The organism is Streptomyces sp. NBC_00576, assembly GCF_036345175.1.
Lineage (GTDB): Bacteria > Actinomycetota > Actinomycetes > Streptomycetales > Streptomycetaceae > Streptomyces.
Window position 1 is genome coordinate 10,409,441 of the sequence record NZ_CP107780.1, and the last position, 17,994, is coordinate 10,427,434.

18 protein-coding genes and 1 pseudogene are annotated in these 17,994 nt (G+C 70.7%); 11 read left to right on the plus strand and 8 right to left on the minus strand.

The genetic code is table 11. The features are described 5' to 3' along the window. Window positions 1-95 precede the first annotated feature (95 nt). Window positions 96-995: an aldo/keto reductase gene (locus OG734_RS45370; RefSeq protein WP_330293219.1), complete on the plus strand. Its 900-nt coding sequence runs from the start codon at window positions 96-98 to the stop codon at window positions 993-995. A 210-nt stretch (window positions 996-1,205) separates the two neighbouring features. Continuing rightward, a pseudogene (locus OG734_RS45375) lies at window positions 1,206-2,159 on the plus strand (hydrolase); the annotation flags it as partial. A gap of 83 nt (window positions 2,160-2,242) precedes the next feature. On the opposite strand, the gene OG734_RS45380 reads toward OG734_RS45375, so the two are convergent. Continuing rightward, window positions 2,243-2,950 carry a dienelactone hydrolase family protein gene (locus OG734_RS45380; protein ID WP_330293220.1) on the minus strand — a complete coding sequence of 236 codons (708 nt, stop codon included), beginning with the start codon at window positions 2,948-2,950 and terminating at the stop codon, window positions 2,243-2,245. Further along, window positions 2,886-3,767: a phosphatase PAP2 family protein gene (locus tag OG734_RS45385; RefSeq protein ID WP_330293221.1), complete on the minus strand. Its 882-nt coding sequence runs from the start codon at window positions 3,765-3,767 to the stop codon at window positions 2,886-2,888. The genes OG734_RS45380 and OG734_RS45385 overlap by 65 nt, the downstream gene beginning before the upstream one ends. Window positions 3,768-3,952: 185 nt before the next feature. Here OG734_RS45385 and OG734_RS45390 point away from each other — a divergent pair, with 185 nt between their 5' ends. Further along, window positions 3,953-4,348: a VOC family protein gene (locus tag OG734_RS45390; RefSeq protein WP_330293222.1), complete on the plus strand. Its 396-nt coding sequence runs from the start codon at window positions 3,953-3,955 to the stop codon at window positions 4,346-4,348. Window positions 4,349-4,407: 59 nt separating this feature from the next. Next, window positions 4,408-5,478, plus strand: coding sequence for an adenosine deaminase (locus OG734_RS45395; protein ID WP_330293223.1), 1,071 nt, complete (start codon window positions 4,408-4,410; stop codon window positions 5,476-5,478). Here the strand turns inward: OG734_RS45395 and OG734_RS45400 are convergent. After that, entirely contained in the window at window positions 5,460-5,975 is a 516-nt protein-coding gene (locus OG734_RS45400) for a mycothiol transferase (protein WP_330293224.1), read from the minus strand. The genes OG734_RS45395 and OG734_RS45400 overlap by 19 nt on opposite strands. Window positions 5,976-6,029: 54 nt before the next feature. Continuing rightward, window positions 6,030-6,917, minus strand: coding sequence for a LysR family transcriptional regulator (locus tag OG734_RS45405; RefSeq protein WP_330293225.1), 888 nt, complete (start codon window positions 6,915-6,917; stop codon window positions 6,030-6,032). Between the two features lie 120 nt (window positions 6,918-7,037). On the opposite strand from OG734_RS45405, the gene mgrA reads away from it, so the two are divergent. Continuing rightward, window positions 7,038-8,030: an L-glyceraldehyde 3-phosphate reductase gene (gene mgrA, locus OG734_RS45410; RefSeq protein ID WP_330293226.1), complete on the plus strand. Its 993-nt coding sequence runs from the start codon at window positions 7,038-7,040 to the stop codon at window positions 8,028-8,030. Window positions 8,031-8,056: 26 nt separating this feature from the next. On the opposite strand, the gene OG734_RS45415 is transcribed toward mgrA, so the two are convergent. Continuing rightward, window positions 8,057-8,353, minus strand: coding sequence for a DUF1905 domain-containing protein (locus OG734_RS45415; RefSeq protein ID WP_330293227.1), 297 nt, complete (start codon window positions 8,351-8,353; stop codon window positions 8,057-8,059). A 331-nt stretch (window positions 8,354-8,684) separates the two neighbouring features. On the opposite strand from OG734_RS45415, the gene OG734_RS45420 reads away from it, so the two are divergent. From OG734_RS45420 to OG734_RS45435, 4 genes are all read left to right on the plus strand, one after another. After that, on the plus strand, window positions 8,685-9,095 hold the full coding sequence (locus OG734_RS45420; protein ID WP_330293228.1) for a hypothetical protein: 411 nt from the start codon (window positions 8,685-8,687) through the stop codon (window positions 9,093-9,095). Window positions 9,096-9,162: 67 nt separating this feature from the next. Next, on the plus strand, window positions 9,163-11,505 hold the full coding sequence (locus OG734_RS45425) for an FHA domain-containing protein (RefSeq protein WP_330293229.1): 2,343 nt from the start codon (window positions 9,163-9,165) through the stop codon (window positions 11,503-11,505). 14 nt (window positions 11,506-11,519) lie between these two features. Then, complete coding sequence (locus OG734_RS45430) at window positions 11,520-12,122, plus strand: hypothetical protein (RefSeq protein WP_330293230.1); 603 nt, start codon at window positions 11,520-11,522, stop codon at window positions 12,120-12,122. Next, on the plus strand, window positions 12,122-13,138 hold the full coding sequence (locus tag OG734_RS45435) for a serine/threonine-protein kinase (RefSeq protein WP_330293231.1): 1,017 nt from the start codon (window positions 12,122-12,124) through the stop codon (window positions 13,136-13,138). The genes OG734_RS45430 and OG734_RS45435 overlap by 1 nt, the downstream gene beginning before the upstream one ends. A gap of 27 nt (window positions 13,139-13,165) precedes the next feature. Here the strand turns inward: OG734_RS45435 and OG734_RS45440 are convergent, their stop codons facing one another. Further along, window positions 13,166-13,573 (minus strand): nuclear transport factor 2 family protein, encoded by a 408-nt coding sequence (locus OG734_RS45440; protein ID WP_330293232.1) that lies wholly within the window; start codon window positions 13,571-13,573, stop codon window positions 13,166-13,168. A gap of 38 nt (window positions 13,574-13,611) precedes the next feature. Further along, entirely contained in the window at window positions 13,612-14,901 is a 1,290-nt protein-coding gene (locus OG734_RS45445) for a streptophobe family protein (protein ID WP_330293233.1), read from the minus strand. Between the two features lie 161 nt (window positions 14,902-15,062). On the opposite strand from OG734_RS45445, the gene OG734_RS45450 reads away from it, so the two are divergent. Beyond that, complete coding sequence (locus OG734_RS45450; RefSeq protein ID WP_330293234.1) at window positions 15,063-16,415, plus strand: DUF6777 domain-containing protein; 1,353 nt, start codon at window positions 15,063-15,065, stop codon at window positions 16,413-16,415. Window positions 16,416-16,526: 111 nt separating this feature from the next. Next, entirely contained in the window at window positions 16,527-16,979 is a 453-nt protein-coding gene (locus tag OG734_RS45455) for an ATP-binding protein (protein WP_330293235.1), read from the plus strand. 75 nt (window positions 16,980-17,054) lie between these two features. Here OG734_RS45455 and OG734_RS45460 read toward each other — a convergent pair whose 3' ends face one another. Continuing rightward, window positions 17,055-17,942 (minus strand): RNA polymerase sigma factor SigF, encoded by an 888-nt coding sequence (locus OG734_RS45460; protein WP_330293236.1) that lies wholly within the window; start codon window positions 17,940-17,942, stop codon window positions 17,055-17,057. Window positions 17,943-17,994: the final 52 nt, after the last annotated feature.

Here is a 17,994-nt window from a genome sequence, read left to right on the forward strand (position 1 = left end):
GGGTGCCAAAGGAACGCTAAAAGGACGGCATAAGGACGCCAAAAGGGAGGCTCCAGCGCCGGTCCGGAGCCCGGGGCGCGTGCGAGACTCCGTCGATGACTTCGGAGACGATCACCGCGGACGCCGCGGGTACCTGGAAGCTCGGCGATCTCACCGTCAACCGGCTCGGATTCGGAGCCATGCGGCTCACCGGTAGCGCGGCCTTCCACCTCGGCACGCCCAGCGATCGCGAACGGTCGCTGGCCGTGCTGAGGAAGGCTGTCGAACTCGGCGTCAACCACATCGACACCGCCGCCTTCTACTTCTCCGCACTGCGCTCCGCCAACGAACTCATCAACAGCGCGCTCGCCCCGTACGGGGACGAACTCGTCATCGTCACCAAGGTCGGCCCCTACCGCGACTACTCGGGGGAGTGGGCCACCTCCGCCCGTCCCGACCAACTGCGCGGCCACGTCGAGGAGAACCTGCGCCAACTCGGCCGAGACCACCTCGACGTCGTAAACCTGCGCCGCATGGACCAGGACTCCGTCGCCGAGCACTTCGGAGCGCTCGCCGAACTGCGCGAGGCCGGCCTGATCCGCCACCTCGGCATCTCCGGCGTCGAGCCGAAGCACCTCGCCGAGGCGCAGGCGATCGCCCCGGTCGTGTGCGTGCAGAACCGGTACGCGCTGGATCGTCCCGACCCGGAGGGCGACGAACTCATGCGCCTGTGCGGGGAGTCGGGCATCGCCTTCGTGCCCTTCTTCGCCGTCGCGGGCAGCGGGGGAGCCCGGGGTGCCACCGACACCCACGACGACGCGGTCCTTGCCGTCGCCGGCGCGCACGACGCGAGCCCCGCCCAGGTGCGGCTCGCCTGGAGCCTGCACCAGGGGGCGCATGTGCTTGCCATCCCGGGCACGGGCAACCCGGAACACGTGGCGGACAACGTGGCGGCGGGCGGACTGCGGTTGACGGACGACGAGTTGGCCAGGCTCGGCGCCTCACATCGCCCGTAATCACCGTCAAATGCCCCTTACCGGCTGGTGGTTACACGTGTGTAAGAGCTTTACGTGAAACCCCGGCCGGGCCTCCCGGTGGCGTGGATCTTGTCGGTACGGTCCTGCCTTGTGTGCACCGGGAAGCCGTCAACGCCTGGTCTACGCGCGCAGATTCGTCACCCGCACCGCCTTCCCCCAGCTCTCCCCCCACCCATGGAGGAATGCCAGATGTACGCCATCACCGGGTCCCGGCACAGAATCACCTCGGCCCTGGCCGTGCTCGGCCTGATCGCCACCGGCGTCGCCGTCCAGGCCACCGTCACCGCGACCACCGCTACCGCCGCGACCGCGGCCACCCCGCATCGCATCCTCTTCGACAACGCCCACGCCGAGACGGCCGGCAACGCCGACTGGATCATCTCCAGCAGCCAGCCCAACCCGCTCTCGGAGGACTCCGCCCCCTCCGGCGAGACCGACTGGACCGGCGCGCTCTCCTCCTGGGGCGTCGCCCTCCAGCAGACCGGTGACTACAGCCTCAAGACGCTGCCCTCGGGCTCCGCCCTCGCCTACGGCGGCTCCACGGCGACCGACCTGGCGAACTTCGACACGCTGGTGCTGCCTGAGCCCAACACGCTGTTCACCACGGCCGAGAAGACCGCCATCATGAAGTTCGTCCAGAACGGCGGCGGACTGTTCATGATCTCCGACCACACCGGCGCCGACCGTAACAACGACGGCGAGGACGCGGTCGAGATCCTCAACGACCTGATGACCAACAACAGCGTCGACTCCACCGACCCGTTCGGCTTCTCCATCGACTCCCTGAGCATCAGCTCCGGTTATCCGGCCGCCGTCAGTGCCGCCTCGAACCCGGTCCTGCACGGCACCTTCGGCACGGTCACCAAGAGCCTCATCGCCAGCGGTACGACGGCCACCCTCAAGCCCGCCGACAACTCCGCCGTGAAGGGACTGCTCTACCGCTCCGGCTATTCCGGCAACACCGGCGCCTTCTTCCTGACCAGCACCTTCGGCAGCGGCCGGATCGCGTTCTGGGGCGACAGCTCCCCGATCGACGACGGCACCGGCCAGTCCGGCAACACCCTCTACGACGGCTGGAACGACACCGGCGCCACCAATGGGCCCCTCGCCCTCAACGCCACGGCCTGGCTCGCGGGCGCGAGCAGCTGACGTACCGGACCGGGAGGGTCTGGGCGGGCCCGGGGAAACTCCCCGGGCCCGCCCACCATCGCGTCAGGCACCCGCGTTCAGCGCACCCGCTCCTTCAGGAACGGCACCGTGCTCTCCCATGCCCGGGCCGCCGACTCGGCGTCGTACACCGGGCGGGCGTCGTTGAAGAAGGCGTGGTCGGCCGGGTAGACGCGCAGGTCCGCAGCGATACCGGACTGCTGCTTGATGGCCTCGCGCAGCGGATCCAGGCTCTCCACCGGGATACTCGCGTCGTGCTCGCCGTAGTGGCCCAGCACCTCGGCCTTGAGGCCCGAGAAGTCGGGCAGTTCGCCCCGGATCACACCGTAGAACGGTACGGCGGCGCTGACCCGCGGGTCGGCCGCGGCCTGGTAGAGCACGAAGTCGCCACCCATGCAGAAGCCGACCGAGCCGACCGTCTCCGAGGTGACCTCCGGTCGCGCCAGCAGGTAGTCGACCGCGCCGGAGAGCAGTTCGACACCCTTCGGCACCGGCAGTGCCTGCATCATGCGCAGCGCCTCCTCGCTCTCGTGCGCCACATTGCCGCCGTAGAGGTCGGGGGCGAGGGCGACGAAGCCCTCCTGCGCGAGCCGGTCGGTGACGTCCGCGATGTGGTCGGTCAGGCCCCACCACTCCTGGATGACGATGACGCCGGGCCCGCTGCTGGACGGAGGCAGCGCCAGATATCCGTGCGCGGTGCTGTCAGCGCTGGGAAACGTCACGTTCTGGTGGGAGGGCGATCCGGTCGGCTTCGGCAGCTCGGACATGGCAGTCAACTCCAGGAAGTGCAGCGCTCGGTGGTGGTGCGCCGCAGTCGGACTCCGACGCGATCTCCACCTTGCCACGTGTGAACTCGGCCGCTGGTCCCGGCCCCGGTATGCCGGGTGACAGCACCCCACGCGGCACATTTCCGTCGCCGCGCAGCACGTCCGCCCACGCGTCCGGGGCGAGGCGCGCCACTCCGTACGCCACCAGGCCCAGCCACCACACGGCGAACAGCCAGCCGCCGACGACGTCCGAGAACCAGTGGACGCCCAGATAGACCCGGCTCAGCCCGACCAGCACAGCCCAGCAGCCGACCGCGGCGGCGATCAGGCGCCGGCCGCGCGGGGCCCGTATCCAGACGGCCAGGACGAGCAGTCCGGCGGTGACGGCCGATGTGGTGGTGTGGCCCGAGGGGAACGACCAGTGGCCGGCGTCCGTCGCCCAGTGCGCCACGTCGGGGCGGGGCCGGGACAGCAGCGCCATCACCGAGAATCGCACGGCCTGGGCGGTGACCAGGCAGGCGAGGCAGGCGGCGGCTGCCTGGATCCGCTGCCGCGCGGTCCGGCCGAGCAGGAATCCGGCGAGGGCGACCAGGGCGTACGGAACGAAGCCCGTGCCGGTGTGGGTCACCAGCCGGGCGAGGGTGACGGCCAGGTCCGGGCGGTGGGCGAGCGACCACTCCAGCAGATCGCGGTCGCCGAAGAGGGTGCCGCCGCCCTGGGCCACGACCGTGACGGCGAGCAGCGCCAGCAGCACAAAGGCGACCAGGCTCCCCAGCACGGGGTGGCCGGCCCTTGCGACGGCATGGTCACGGTTCACACCTGCTCGACGATCACGCCCCGGCGATCGTTCCCGCGCCCCGCGGATGCGGAGGAGATCACACGTGTGGGTGCGAAGGTGACACGCCTTGGGTGTTACGTATAACCTCACCCGTCAACCGCACGTGATTCGCGCGTCGGCCGAACCAGCCGCCACCCCACCACACCACCGGCCGAGGAAAGCCCATGAGACGCATCGCCCTGGTCACCCTCGTCGTCGACGACTACGACGAGGCGATCCGCTTCTACACCGACGCGCTCGGCTTCCGGCTCGCCGAGGACACCCCGCGCCCCGACGGCTCCCGCTGGGTCGTCGTCGAGCCTGGCACCGGAGGAACCGGCACCGGCCTGGTGCTCGCCCGGGCCAAGGACGAGGACCAGCGTGCCCGGGTCGGCGACCAGACCGGCGGACGCGTGGGCTTCTTCCTGCACACCGACGACTTCGCCCGCGACCACGCCCGGATGAGCGCCGCCGGCGTGACCTTCCTGGAGGCGCCGCGCCATGAGCCGTACGGCTCGGTCGCCGTCTTCCAGGACCTGTACGGCAACCGCTGGGACCTCCTCCAGCCCGCCACCGACTGACCCACAGCACACCACTCCACCACTCCACCGCACCACCACCTGCCGAGGAAACACCGCACATGACCGCGTCCCCCGTCGACACCGCCACCATCCGCCGCCTCCCCAAGGCCGTGCTGCACGACCACCTCGACGGAGGCCTGCGCCCCGCCACCCTGGTCGAGCTCGCCGCCGAGGTCGGCCACACCCTGCCCACCACCGACCCCGACGAGTTGGCCGCCTGGTACTACGAGGCCGCCAACTCCGGTGACCTGGTGCGCTACATAGCCACCTTCGAGCACACCCTCGCCGTGCTGCAGACCCGCGAGGGCCTGCTGCGCACCGCCGAGGAGTACGTCCTCGACCTCGCCGAGGACGGCGTCGTCTACGGCGAGGTGCGCTACGCCCCCGAACTGAACGTGAACGGCGGCCTGACCCTCCCCGAGGTCGTCGAGGCCGTCCAGGAGGGCCTGGCGGCGGGCATGGCGAAGGCCGCCGCAGCGGGCACCCCGGTGCGGGTCGGGACGCTGCTGTGCGGGATGCGCATGTTCGACCGGGTCCGTGAGTCCGCCGACCTGGCCGTCGCCTTCCGGGACGCCGGTGTCGTCGGCTTCGACATCGCCGGCGCCGAGGACGGCTTCCCGCCCGCCGACCACCTCGCTGCCTTCGAACACCTGCGCAGCGAGAGCGTGCCGTTCACCATCCACGCCGGCGAGGCCCACGGTCTGCCCAGCATCCACCAGGCCCTCCAGGTCTGCGGCGCCCAGCGCATCGGCCACGGCGTCCGCATCACCGACGACATTGTGGACGGCAAGCTCGGCCGGCTCGCGGGCTGGGTGCGCGACCGCCGGATCGCCCTGGAGATGTGCCCGACCTCCAACCTCCAGACGGGCGCGGCCACGTCGATCGCCGAGCACCCCATCACCGCACTGCGCGACCTGGGCTTCCGCGTCACCCTCAACACCGACAACCGGCTGGTGTCGGGGACGACGATGACGCGCGAGATGTCCCTCCTGGTCGAGGAGGCCGGCTGGACGGTCGAGGACCTGCGCACGGTGACCGTCAACGCGGTCAAGAGCGCCTTCATCCCGTTCGACGAGCGAAACGCCCTCATCGAGGACGTCGTCCTGCCGGGCTACGCCTCCGCGCTCTGAAGCAGTCCCCGTAGATAGGCGGCCTGGCCGACGTGCTGGAGATCGTCGGCCAGGACACTGACCAGCCGTACGCCGAGAGTCACCGGCGGGTCCCAGCGCTCGTCGACGATGCGCTCGAAGTCGCCCGCGGTCAGGCCACGTAGGAATGTGAGGCTCTGCGCGTGCACCGCGTCGTAGTAGCCGAGCAGCAGGTCGCCCGACTCCACCCGTACCCGGGCGACCTGCGCGGAGCTGTGGCCGTAGCCGATGTCCCCGGGCTCCAGCCCGAGCCCGAACCGTTTCTCCCAGCCCTCGGTCAGCCAGATCTGGTCGAACCCGGCCGCGTCGGCGACATGGTCGTCCTGGACCCGGGTGAGATGCCAGACCAGCCAGGCCACGGAGTTGGCGTCGGGGGCGGGCCGGGCGTGGAGATCGTCCGGCGACAGGCCGTCCACGGCGGCGTGCACCTCTTCCTGGATCCGGCTGTACGCGTCGATGAGAACGTCCTTCGCATGCATGCCTCCCACCATAGGCACCGCGACGCCCGCCGCATCAGAAACAGGACACCGGCATCAGCGCTGCCGGTCCGGGCGCTCCAGCAGGTTCATCAGCGCCCGGGCCGCCGGGCTCGTGGCCTGGGACGGCGGCAGCATCGCGACCGTCTCGTACACCGTCTCGCCGGTGCCCTTCACGGGCAGCGCGGTGAGAGCCGCGCGCTTGTGCGCGAAGTGCCGGGGCACGACCGCGACGCCGAGCCCCTCCCCGACCAGGTCCAGGAGACTGTGCACGTCGTTGACCTCCAGGGCCACGGTCCGCCGTACGCACGCGGCGGCGAACACCTCGTCCGTGATGCGGCGCGGCCCCCAGTCCGGATGGAAGTCGACGAACGCCTCCCCGCCCAGTTCCTCCGGCGTCACCGCCCCCGCGAGGGCGAGCGGATGGCTCGGATGGCAGAGCGCGGTCATCGGCTCGCTGCTCAGGGGTTCGGACCGCAGCTGGTCGGAGTCCCCACGGGTGCGGATGGCGAAGGCCAGGTCGAGCCGCCCGGCGGTCACCTCGTCCGCGAGCGCCTCGGAACCCGCCTGGCGCAACCGGATCTCCACGTCCGGATGACGCCGCCGGAACGCGGCGAGCAGCCCGGGGACATCGACCCCTCCGATGCACTGCTCCGCGCCCAGCGAGAGCGTCCCGCGCAGCACGCCCTGTACGGCGGCCACGGCGTCGTGCGCCGCCCGCACCTGTGTCAGGATGCGTTCCGCCTCGCCCAGCAGCGCCCGCCCCGCCTCGGTGAGCGCCACCCGGCGGGTGGTCCGCACGAACAGCGGGGTCTGCAGCTCCCGCTCCAGCGCACGGATGGAGGCCGACAGGCCCGACTGGGACACCATCAGCCGTTCGGCGGCCCGGGTGAAGTGCTGGTCCTCCGCGACCGCGACGAAGTGCTGAAGATGGCGTAGCTCCATGATTGAGAAGCCTATCCGCTGAATTCCATCGGATTCTCCTGTTGGACCACTGCCCGCCTGCGGGGGAAGAGTGGGACCAGCAATGATCACATCCGCTGTGCCAACCCTTCTGGAGTCGCGTTGTACACCGCACACACCGACCGTTACGCGGACATGCCCTACCGACGCACCGGACGCAGCGGTCTGAAGCTCCCCGCGCTGTCGCTCGGCCTGTGGCACAACTTCGGCCCCGACCGTACGGTCGACACCCAGCGCGCCATCCTGCGCCGCGCCTTCGATCTCGGCGTCACCCACTTCGACCTGGCCAACAACTACGGCCCGCCGCCCGGTGCCGCCGAGTCCGCCCTGGGTGAGGCCCTCAAGGCCGACTTCGCCCCGTACCGCGACGAACTGGTGATCTCCACCAAGGCGGGCTACCTCATGTGGCCGGGCCCGTACGGCGAATGGGGCTCGCGCAAGTACCTGCTCTCCTCCCTCGACCAGAGCCTGACCCGCATGGGCCTGGACTACGTCGACATCTTCTACTCGCACCGCCCCGACCCTGAGACTCCGCTGGAAGAGACGATGGGCGCCCTGCACACGGCCGTCCAGCAGGGCAAGGCGCTCTACGTCGGCATCTCCAACTACTCGCCGGAGCAGACCCGCGAGGCCGCCCGCATCCTGGCCGACCTGGGCACCCCGCTGCTGATCCACCAGCCCCGGTACTCGATGCTCGACCGCCGCCCGGAGGAGACGGGCCTGCTGGACGCGCTGGACGAGCTCCAGGTCGGCTCCATCGTCTTCTCCCCGCTGGAGCAGGGCGTGCTCACCGGCCGTTACCTCGACGGCATCCCGGCGGACTCGCGGGCGGCGAGCGACAGCCCCTTCCTCAACTCCGACCGGATCACCGAGGACCTGGTGCAGCAGCTGCGCGCCCTCGACGGCATCGCCAAGTCCCGCGGCCAGAGCCTGGCCCAGCTGGCCCTGGCCTGGGTCCTGCGCGGCGGCCGGGTGACCTCCGCCCTGGTCGGCGCGAGCAGCCCGCGGCAGCTGGAGGACAGCGTCGCGGCCATCGCCAACCTGGAGTTCTCCGACGAGGAGCTGGCCCGGATCGACGCCATCATCAAGGCCTGATCTTTTCCCGGTCCTTCCTGGCTCCGTTATGAACGGAACCGCTCGGCCAGCCGTACTGTCACGGTGGCACCCTCTTCCTTTCCGATGGCCTTCCGGATCTCGGCCTTCACGGGGAGTTTGTGGGTGCCGTCGCCCAGCGCCATGAACGAGCTGCGGAAAGGCTGCCCGTCGATCGTCCCGCCGACCTTGACCAGGCCTCGGGTGCCGAAGAACGTGACGGATTCCGGCCAGACCAGGTAGGTCCAGCCGCCGGGTGCCGGGCTTTTTCGCAGTACTGCTGTGAATTCCTCGTCGATCTTGTCGACTTTTTCGCTGGTGGCCATGGGGCCCTCCATTTCCAGTGGTCTTCGCTCAAGAGACCACTGGGAAGCTGAAACTCATCGCGAATCCCATGATCTTCGAGAATCTCCGGGGATCCGGTCGCAGGAAAAGAGACTCTCCCGTCGGATTCCGGTCCATACCTGTCTTGAATATGCCAGGAGAATGCGTGGAGACTGGCTGGAAAGGCGTGGTGACAGAGTGTCAATAGTGAAGATACTCAACTGGTAGAACAGTGCACCACTGAGTGACCATCGAGTGACCAGCACCAATGTGTACAGCGAGTGAGTCGCAGGGAAAGCGAGGCACGGCCGGCGGGCGATCGGGGGAAAGATCGTGCACGACGAGTTCCTTTGCCATGTCACGGCGTACGGCGTCTGTGCGGGCCGACGTATCGGCGTACCGCTGGGTACCTATCGCGCGCCCACCCTGGCGCTGGCCCTGTGGTGGTTACGGGACCGCGCGAACTGGATCGCCGAACGGCTCGACCCGCAGCCCGACGAACCGTACTTCCCGCCGAACTCGCTCATCCCGGTGGCCGCCACCACACCCGACGTGCCCGGCCTGCTGCGCGCCTGGTCCATGGACCCGTACCAACAGGAGCTGGTCGCCGACGAGTTGGCGGCCGGCAGGCTCGTCCGGATCGCCACGTACGACGAGACCACCGAGTACGAACTGCTCGCCGAGTCCGTGGACGCGCTGCGGATGCAGCGGACCAACCCGGCACTGGTCGTACCGGTCGCCTAGCCGACGGGGCTTCCGGCCCCTGGGGCTGACCAGGCGTATATACGGACGAATCGCTAGAATTCTGGGCATGGTAGACCGCTCGGTCGCGCCGGCTGCGCCCGAACTCGTCCTGGAGACGGCGACGGGTTCCACGGTGATGAGCCCGGGCCACGACTATCACGTCGGACGCGACCCGCTCAGCGAGATCGTCATCGAAGACGCCCGGGTCTCGTGGCACCACGCGGTGCTCAGGCCCGAGGACGACCACTGGACGGTCGAGGACGAGAACAGCACCAACGGTACGTACGCCGACGGCCTGCGCGTCCGCGAACGGGACGTCGGACCCGGCAGCGTCCTGCGCTTCGGCAGCCCCGCCGACGGCCCGCGAGCCGTCCTCGTCACCCCGGCCCCGCCGGCCCGTGAACGCCCCTCGGCGGTCTCCATGCCGGCCATGACCGGCACCTTCCGGCAGCCCACCACCGTGCGGCCACTGTCCGCCCCTACCGTCCGCATCGGCCGCGCCCCAGACAACGACCTGGTCGTCGACGACCTCCTCGTCTCCCGGCGGCATGCCGAACTGCGCGCCCACCCGGACGGGACGTACGAGATCGTCGACCTAGGCAGCCACAACGGCACGTTTCTCAACGGCCGGCCCGTCGGCCGGGGAACTGTCACTCCCGGGGACATCGTCGGGGTCGGCCACTCCGCGTTCTGCCTGGTCGGCGACCAGCTCCAGGAGTACGTCGACACCGGCGAGGTCTCCCTCGACGTCCAGGAGCTCACCGTCGCCGTCGACCACGGCCGCAAGACGCTCCTGGAGGGCGTGTCCTTCCCGGTGGGGGAGAAGTGCCTGCTCGCGGTCGTCGGTCCCAGCGGCGCCGGCAAGTCCACCCTCCTCAACGCCCTGACCGGCCAGCGCCCCGCCGACCACGGCACGGTCCTGTACGACGGGCGCGACCTCTACCGCGACTACGCAGAACTGCGCCAGCGCATCGGCCTGGTCCCGCAGGACGACATCCTGCACGCCCAGCTGACCGTGCGCGGGGCTCTCACCTACGCCGCCGAACTGCGCTTTCCGCAGGACACCGCGAAGGCGGAGCGACGCGCACGCGTCGACGAGGTGGTGCGCGAACTCGGCCTGGAACAGCGGGTCCACCAGCCCGTGCACAGCCTCTCCGGCGGCCAGCGCAAGCGGGTCAGCGTGGCCCTGGAGCTGCTCACCAAACCGTCCCTGCTCTTCCTCGACGAACCGACCTCGGGCCTCGATCCGGGGATGGACCGCTCGGTGATGCACATGCTGCGCGGCCTCGCCGACGACGGCCGGACCGTCATCGTCGTCACCCACAGCGTGCTCAGCCTCGACGTCTGCGACCGGCTGCTCGTGCTCGCGCCCGGTGGCAAGGTCGCGTACTACGGGCCGCCCGAGGACACGCTCGCCTACTTCGGGTACGAGCAGTGGCCGGAGGCGTTCGAGGCCTTCGAACGTGACCAGGCACGGGACTGGGCGGGGGACTACCGTGCCTCGCCGTTCCACCGGCAGTACATCGTCAACTCGACCGCCCAGCCACGGCTGCCGAGGCCGGGCCCGGTCGACGCGGCCCCGCCACCGCCCAAGCCGCAGAGCTGGGGCGCCCAGCTGAGCACCCTGGTCCGCCGCTACACCGCCGCGCTGAGCGCCGACCGCACCTTCCTCGCCATCATGGTCGCGCTGCCGTTCGTCATGGGCGCGATGGCCCGGGCGCTGGCGGGCGGCAAGTTGACCCAGGAGACGGCGATGAACGCGCTGCTCATCCTGTGTGTCGGCGGCGTCCTGACGGGGGCGGCCAACGCCGTGCGCGAACTGGTCAAGGAACGCGTGATCTACCAGCGCGAACGGGCCGTCGGCCTGTCCAGATCGGCGTACCTGATGTCGAAGGTCGTGGTCCTCGGGACGATCACCGTCGCCCAGGCCGTCGTGCTGACCCTCGTCGCCCTCCTCGGCGTCGACCTCAACGCACCCGGAGGGAAAGGGGTGTTGATGCCACCCCTCGTGGAACTCACGGTCGCCGTCGCGCTGCTCTCCTTCACGGCGATGATGCTCGGCCTGCTGGTCTCGGCACTCGTCCGAAAGGAGGAGGTGACGATGCCGCTGCTCGTGCTCCTGGCCATCGTCCAGGTCGTGTTCTGCGGGGCCCTGCTCAAACTCGACGGCGTCCCCGGCATCGAACAGCTCTCCTGGCTGGTGCCCTCGCGGTGGGCGCTCGGCGCGATGGCGGGCACGATCGGACTGTCGCGGATCGTCCCGGGCGAACTGACCGCCGATCCGCTGTTCGAACACTCGGCCTGGGTCTGGCTGCTCAACGCGGGCATGCTGGTCGTGCTCTCGGTGGCGTTCGGGTACATGGTCCTGCGGCTGCTGCGGCGGCACGAACCGGCTGTCATGCGGAAGTAGAGGGGGTGGGTGAGATGACGTCCCCCGGATTCCGCATCTCCGGGTTCCGGCCCACGCACGTCGTCCCGCAGGACGGCCTGGCCACCTGGGAGGAGCCTGACCCGTCCCGGCCCACCGTGCCGCTCGACGCGCTGCTGCCGGTCGAGCTGGTCGAACGGCGTGGCGACTGGGGGCACGTCCGGTGCGCGAACGGCTGGTCCGCCTGGGTCGACGGGCGGCTCCTGGTCGCCGTACCGCAGGACCCGCCCGCCGCCGGCGCCCCGCTCGCCCGCACCGCCGACCCACGCCCACTGCTGGCCCGCGCGGAACAGGCGCTGGCCCGGTACCGCGGCGCCGTGGAGGAGCTGACCGGGGGCGCACTCGACGGGGAGTCGTTCCGGGACCGCACGCACGGACAGCGCATCGGGATCGTCGTCGACGGCGAGTCCGTGTGGCTGTACGACGCCGAGCACGAGCGCTGGGTGTACACCGACGGCACCCGGGTGAGCACGTACGCCGCCGACCGGGAACCCGCGACCTCCGCCCGGGAGCCGACCCAGGTGGTGCCCGACCTGGGTCACGCGCCCACCCAGATCGTCAGGGACGGCGGCATCGGCAGTGCAGACGGTGGCGGCTGATGGCGCGCGACCCGGACCACGACACGCGGTCGCACGCGGGACGACCCTCCGACCTGCTCGGGAAGCAGATCGCCGGCTACCGCGTCGAGGAGGAGATCGGCCGCGGTGGCATGGCCGTGGTCTACCGGGCCCGGGACCTGCGGCTCGACCGCACTGTCGCCCTGAAACTCCTCGCCCCCGAACTCGCCCGCAACGACACCTTCCGCAAACGCTTCACCCACGAGTCCCGGGTGGCCGCCGCGATCGACCATCCGCACATCGTCCCGGTCTTCGAGGCCGACGAGACGGACGGCATCCTCTACATCGCCATGCGGTACGTCGCCGGCAGCGACCTGCGTCATCTCCTCGACAACAAGGGCCCGTTGCCGCTCCCCGACGCCCTCCGCATCGCCGCCCAGGTGGCCTCGGCGCTCGACGCCGCCCACGACCACGGCCTGGTCCACCGGGACGTCAAACCCGGCAACATCCTGGTCGCCCGGGGCACCGACACCGACCACCCCGAGCACGTCTACCTCACCGACTTCGGCCTGACCAAGAAGTCGCTGTCACTCACCGGCTTCACGACCGTCGGCCAGTTCGTCGGCACCCTCGACTACGTGGCTCCCGAGCAGATCTCGGGGCGCCCGGTCGACGGCCGCTGCGACGTCTACGGCTTCGCCTGCGTCGTCCACGAGACCCTGACGGGCCGCCCGCCCTTCCAACGCGACGACGACATGGCCCTGTTGTGGGCCCACCAGTACGACCAGCCCCCGCCTGTGACCGAGCAGCGCCCCGAACTCCCCGCCGCCGTCGACCCGGTGTTCGCGAAGGCCCTCGCCAAGAGCCCCGACGACCGCTACGACTCCTGCCTCGACTTCGTCGCCGCCCTCCGCGCGGCCTCGACAGGAGCCGTGCACGCGGGCCACACACCCACGCAGATGGTCCGGTCGTCCGGGTCGGGCGAGGAAGGGCCACCGCGGCCACCGGTCTGGGCCCGCCCGGTGTTCACCCGGGAGGGCCACCGGCGGTCGGGGTAACCGGCCCTGGGCGACGTGCGGTTGGTCCTACGGCCGCCCGAGCCCGCCCAACGGCACCCGTCGCGCGGACACCTTCCGGTACGAGATGCGCCAGCCCCCGTCGACCCGCACCACCGTGTCGTCGTACGTCACCGAGCCGCAGTTGCCGTCGGCCATGACTCCCAGTCCCTTGGAGCGGGCGTGGACCTGGCCGTCGGTCGTCTCGGTGACGACCACGTTCGTGACGTGGTGGGCCACGGGATTCGCCGCGCCGAGGGCGAGTGCCGCGTCCGTGAGCGCGACGAGGCCGGTGACCCGGTCCTGGCCGAAGTCGGAGAGGTCGTACACCACGTCCGGGGTGAACACCTCCGCCGTGCGGTCGAGGTGTCCTTCGTCGACGAGGTGACCGTGCAGCGCGATCAACTCCGTGACGGCCAGCCGGTCTTCGACACTCAACGTACTGGGGCCACGCTCCCACGGTGTCGGACCCTCGACTAGCGGTTTTCGACCTCGCCCCGCCGGTGCACCAGCCGGGCCGGCAGCGCCCCCAGGAATCCGGTGACCAGCCCCCACAGCAACGCGAGGCCGAGCGCGCCCCACAGTCGGGGGCGTAGGAACAGGCTGCCGGAAAGGTTGCCGCCGAGGTCGCCGATGCCGAGCACGGACAGGCCGTAGCGGGCGGAGATCCGGCCGATCAGGCAGATCATCAGGACCGTCAGCGCGAGCGCGACCGCCATGTGCACGGCGTGCTGCCAGGCCCGCACCCGGGCCGGTGAACGCGCCGCCATCAGGAACGCCGCGGCAAGCAGCAGCACGACGTCGGCGACCAACAGCCACCACACCCTGCCGTCGTGCCCGGAGAGGGTGTTCAGGTTGAGCGCGGCGGTGTCGGAGGTGCGCAGCACCTCGTCGAGGACGTGCGGCATCGGCAGCCCGAAGGGACCGTCGACGCGCCCCTCCCAGGTGGCGCCCAGGCCGGTGGTGAGGGCGAGCCAGGTCACGTTCGGCATGCCCAGCAGCACCAGCGCGAGCGACTGCGCGGGCTCCCCGCGCGTCACCGCCACGACGAGCCCGATCACGGTCCCCAGGGCCACGAAGGCGAGCAGCAGCACGACCATGGCGTACGCGGCCGGGCGCACCGACTCCTGGAAGCGCAGCAGCCGCGCCGGCAGCGGGGCCCCGCGCGAGACCAGCAGGGCCAGCGCCAGTACCCCCGCGAGCCACAGCACGCCCGCGAGGAGTGTCAGCGGTACGTCCGCCGCGAAGCCGATTCTCGGTGCGGCGCCGAAGATGTCGCCGATGTCGGCGAGTGTTCCGTTGCCCAGCGAGACCGCGAAGGTCTGGCGGGCCGCGAACGCCAGACCGGCCAGGCCCAGCACCCACAGGACGGCGACGCGCGCGGCCCACCCGGCCAGCTCCGGCGCCCCGGCGACGGCCCGGTGCCGCAGCGGGCGCAGAAAGCCCGCGCCGGTCACCAGCGCCCCGACCAGGGTCACCGACAGCGGCATCACGGTGAGGTCGCCCGCTGTCTCGGCGAGGTCTCCGGCGTCGCCCGTGAGTTCGATGCTCCCGCCGACCGCCGTCACGACGGTTGCCGCGACGACGCGGGGGAACGCGCCGTCCGGTAGATCGCCCGCACCGGCAGCCCACAGCCCCAGCCCGGCGGCCAGCACCATGGCGCCCAGTGCGGCCAGCACCGCGGCCAGGGCCTGTGCCCAGCCGTGCCGGGAGGCGGTCCGCTCCTCGGCGAGGACCGGCACAGGAGCGGGGGTTCGCGTACTCACCCTGCCACGCTAAGCAGCACGCGGACGGTGCGCCTGTCGGGAGGAGCGAGAGCGTCCGCTTGCGGGTGACCCGGTACCAGGGCACACAATGGGCACGTTGTGGAAGAAAGCGGTAGAAATCGGGGTGGATGCCGCAGGAGCCCACGTCGGAAGAAGAGCCCGTGAGCATCGAACAGCCGTCCTCCGACCGCCCCACAGGACCGCCCTCCGGCCCCCTGTCGGGCCCCTCTCAGCCGCCCGCGGGGCCCCCGTCCCAGCCGCCGGCAGACGGCGGAGACAGGGGAGACGGGGGAGGGGGAGCAGGGGGCGCGGGCGGCGGGTCCGGCACGGGACCCGGGCCCGAGCGCGGACGGCCCTGGTGGAGGTCGGTGCCCCGTATCGCGGTGCTCGCCACCACGGTCCTGGCCGCCGTGGCCCTGATCGTCGTTCTCACCCGCTCCGACGGCACCTCAGACCGGGCGGGCGGCGAGATCTTCCTCCAGGCCGCGGACAAGTCGGGACCCGACCCCTTCACCGAGTCCACGGCCAGGGACAGCTCCGCCCCGCCGGCCGCCACCCCCACCGCCACGGCCTCGGCCTCGGAAACAGCCACCGCGAACGTCGTACGGCGCGTGGACGGCGGCGCGGCGGGCCTGTACGGCGGCACCCGCAAGGTCGCCAGCTGCGACGTGGAGAAGCAGATCAGGGTGCTCCGGGCGGCCCCCGCGAAGAACGGGGCGTTCGCGTCGGTCCTCGGCCTCCAGCCGGCCGGCGTCCCCGCGTATCTGCGCGCACTCACCCCCGTACAGCTCCGCATGGACACGCGCGTCACCAACCACGGCTACCGTGACGGCGCCGCCACCAGCTACCAGGCCGTCCTGCAGACCGGCACGGCCGTCCTCGTCGACGACCGGGGGCGGCCGCGCGTGCGCTGCGCCTGCGGCAACCCGCTTGCCGACCCGGTACGACAGCAGAGCACCCCGCGTCCCAGGGGCGACGCGTGGCCGTCGTACCGCACCTCGAACGTGGTTGTCGTGGCGCCCGCGACGACCGTCATCAACATTTTCGTGGTCTACGACCCCGACCGCGGCGACTGGTTCCACCGTCACCACGGCGACACGGGCAGGCACGACCAGAAGACCGACCCGCCGGTCGACCGGCCGAGCCCGTCGGTGAGTTCGTCAACACCCTCGACACCCTCGACAGCCTCCTCGGAGCCCACGTCCTCGGAGTCGACGTCCTCGGAGTCCCCATCCTCTGAGCCCCCGTCCTCTGAGCCCCCGTCCTCGGAGCCCGGCCTGCTGCAGCCGCAGTCACCGGTGCCGTGTGTGTCCTCGCCCGCCGCCTCGCCCGGGACGCCGGCATCGCCCGCGTCACCGGCCACCGTGAGCCCGCCGGCCGCACCGTGCCCGCCGACATCGAGCGCACCCTCCTCCTCGCCCCCGTCCTCGGCGGCCGGGTCGCCTCAGTCCCCACCCGATGACGACCTTTCCGGCACGACGCCCCAGCCTGCCTCCACCTCGCCGTCCTCCTGAGGTCCCCTCAGGGGTGAAGGCCACTTCGAAGGGGGGACTGCGACGCGCGGCTCGGGGTACGTGCAGTGGTGCGGCCGGGTACTGCCGGACCGGTCACCGAGAGAGAAACGCATGATCGACCACCTGGGCGGAGCAGTGACACCGACTGGTTTCGACAAGCCCGTCGAACCGCTGCGACGGGCGACGCACTACACCGGCGAGCCGGGCTGCATCGCGGAGGCACGCGCCTTCGCCGAGATCTTCCTCGAGCAGTTGAGGAAAGACTGGTGCGCTTCGGGCGACACCCGTGTGGACGGTGAACTGGTGCTGGTGGTCAGTGAGTTGGTGACCAACGCGGACCGGCACAGTCACGGCCCGTACGTCCTCGAACTGGAGGGCACGGACACCTCGGTGACGGTGTCCGTGTACGACAGCAGCGCCACCCTGCCCCTCCGCTACCCCAGGGACCCGGAGCGGATCGGCCGGCACGGCCTGGAGATCGTCCACGCACTCGCCACCGAGGTGACCGCCCGCCGGGTGCCGGTCGGCAAGTATGTCCGGGCCGTGCTGCCCCTCACCCAGTGAGCGAGCACCCAGTGAGCGAGGTGAGAGGCACCACGGTCCGGTCGACCGGTGAGTCAGGTGTAGTGAGACGGCGAGTCAGGCGTAGTCCAGCTCTCCGAGCATGCCCTCGCGCAACTGCGTGATGATGCGCTTGATCAGCCGGGAGACATGCATCTGCGAGCAGCCGAGCAGCTCGCCGATCTCCGCCTGGGTGGCCTCCTCGACGAACCGCAGATGGATGATCTCCCGGTCCCGGTCGCTGAGTTCGGCGAGCAGCGGGGCCAGCGACTGGAAGTCCTCGACCAGCCTCATCCCGTGCTCCTCGACCCCGATGAAGTCGGCCAGCACCGCCTCGCCGTCGTCGGGTCCGTCGCCGGTCAACGCGGCGTCGAGGGAGGCGGAGTTGTAGCCGTTGGAGGCGATCTGGCCCTCGACCACCTCGTCCTCGGACAGGTTCATCAGCGTGGCGAGTTCGGCGACCGTCGGATCGCGGTCCAGCCTGCTCGACAGTTCCTCGCGGGCCTTGGCCAGTTCGACGCGCAGCTCCTGGAGCCGGCGCGGTACGTGCACCGCCCAGGTCGTGTCGCGGAAGAACCGTTTGATCTCCCCGACGATGTAGGGCACCGCGAACGACGTGAACTCCACCTCGCGGGACAGCTCGAACCGGTCGATGGCCTTGATCAGGCCGATCATCCCGACCTGGACTATGTCCTCCATGTCGTCGCCGCGACCCCGGAAGCGCCCGGCGGCGAACCGCACGAGCGACATGTTCATCTCTATCAGGGTGTTGCGCGCGTACTGGTGTTCGTGTGTGCCCTCTTCGAGTTCGGACAGGCGCTGGAAGAACTGGCGGGACAGCTCGCGCGCGTCACGCGGGGCCACCTTTCGCGGTTCCGGGACTCCGGGCAGTGGGGCGTCACCCGTCCTGGTTCCGGCGGTGTCCACAACGACCTCTGCCTTCGACCGGATCATGGCGGTGTCCATTACCTGTTACCTCTCCCACGAAAACCTCGAGCTGCGGACGATGGAACGGTTC

Coding starts and splice junctions, on each gene's coding strand:
- OG734_RS45380 (WP_330293220.1), bottom strand. CDS start 2,950: ATGTCCGAGCTGCCGAAGCCGACCGGATCGCCCTCCCACCAGAACGTG.
- OG734_RS45460 (WP_330293236.1), bottom strand. CDS start 17,942: ATGGACACCGCCATGATCCGGTCGAAGGCAGAGGTCGTTGTGGACACC.
- OG734_RS45425 (WP_330293229.1), top strand. CDS start 9,163: ATGGTAGACCGCTCGGTCGCGCCGGCTGCGCCCGAACTCGTCCTGGAG.
- OG734_RS45415 (WP_330293227.1), bottom strand. CDS start 8,353: ATGGCCACCAGCGAAAAAGTCGACAAGATCGACGAGGAATTCACAGCA.
- OG734_RS45370 (WP_330293219.1), top strand. CDS start 96: ATGACTTCGGAGACGATCACCGCGGACGCCGCGGGTACCTGGAAGCTC.
- OG734_RS45395 (WP_330293223.1), top strand. CDS start 4,408: ATGACCGCGTCCCCCGTCGACACCGCCACCATCCGCCGCCTCCCCAAG.
- OG734_RS45405 (WP_330293225.1), bottom strand. CDS start 6,917: ATGGAGCTACGCCATCTTCAGCACTTCGTCGCGGTCGCGGAGGACCAG.
- OG734_RS45435 (WP_330293231.1), top strand. CDS start 12,122: ATGGCGCGCGACCCGGACCACGACACGCGGTCGCACGCGGGACGACCC.
- OG734_RS45455 (WP_330293235.1), top strand. CDS start 16,527: ATGATCGACCACCTGGGCGGAGCAGTGACACCGACTGGTTTCGACAAG.
- OG734_RS45430 (WP_330293230.1), top strand. CDS start 11,520: ATGACGTCCCCCGGATTCCGCATCTCCGGGTTCCGGCCCACGCACGTC.
- OG734_RS45390 (WP_330293222.1), top strand. CDS start 3,953: ATGAGACGCATCGCCCTGGTCACCCTCGTCGTCGACGACTACGACGAG.
- OG734_RS45400 (WP_330293224.1), bottom strand. CDS start 5,975: ATGCATGCGAAGGACGTTCTCATCGACGCGTACAGCCGGATCCAGGAA.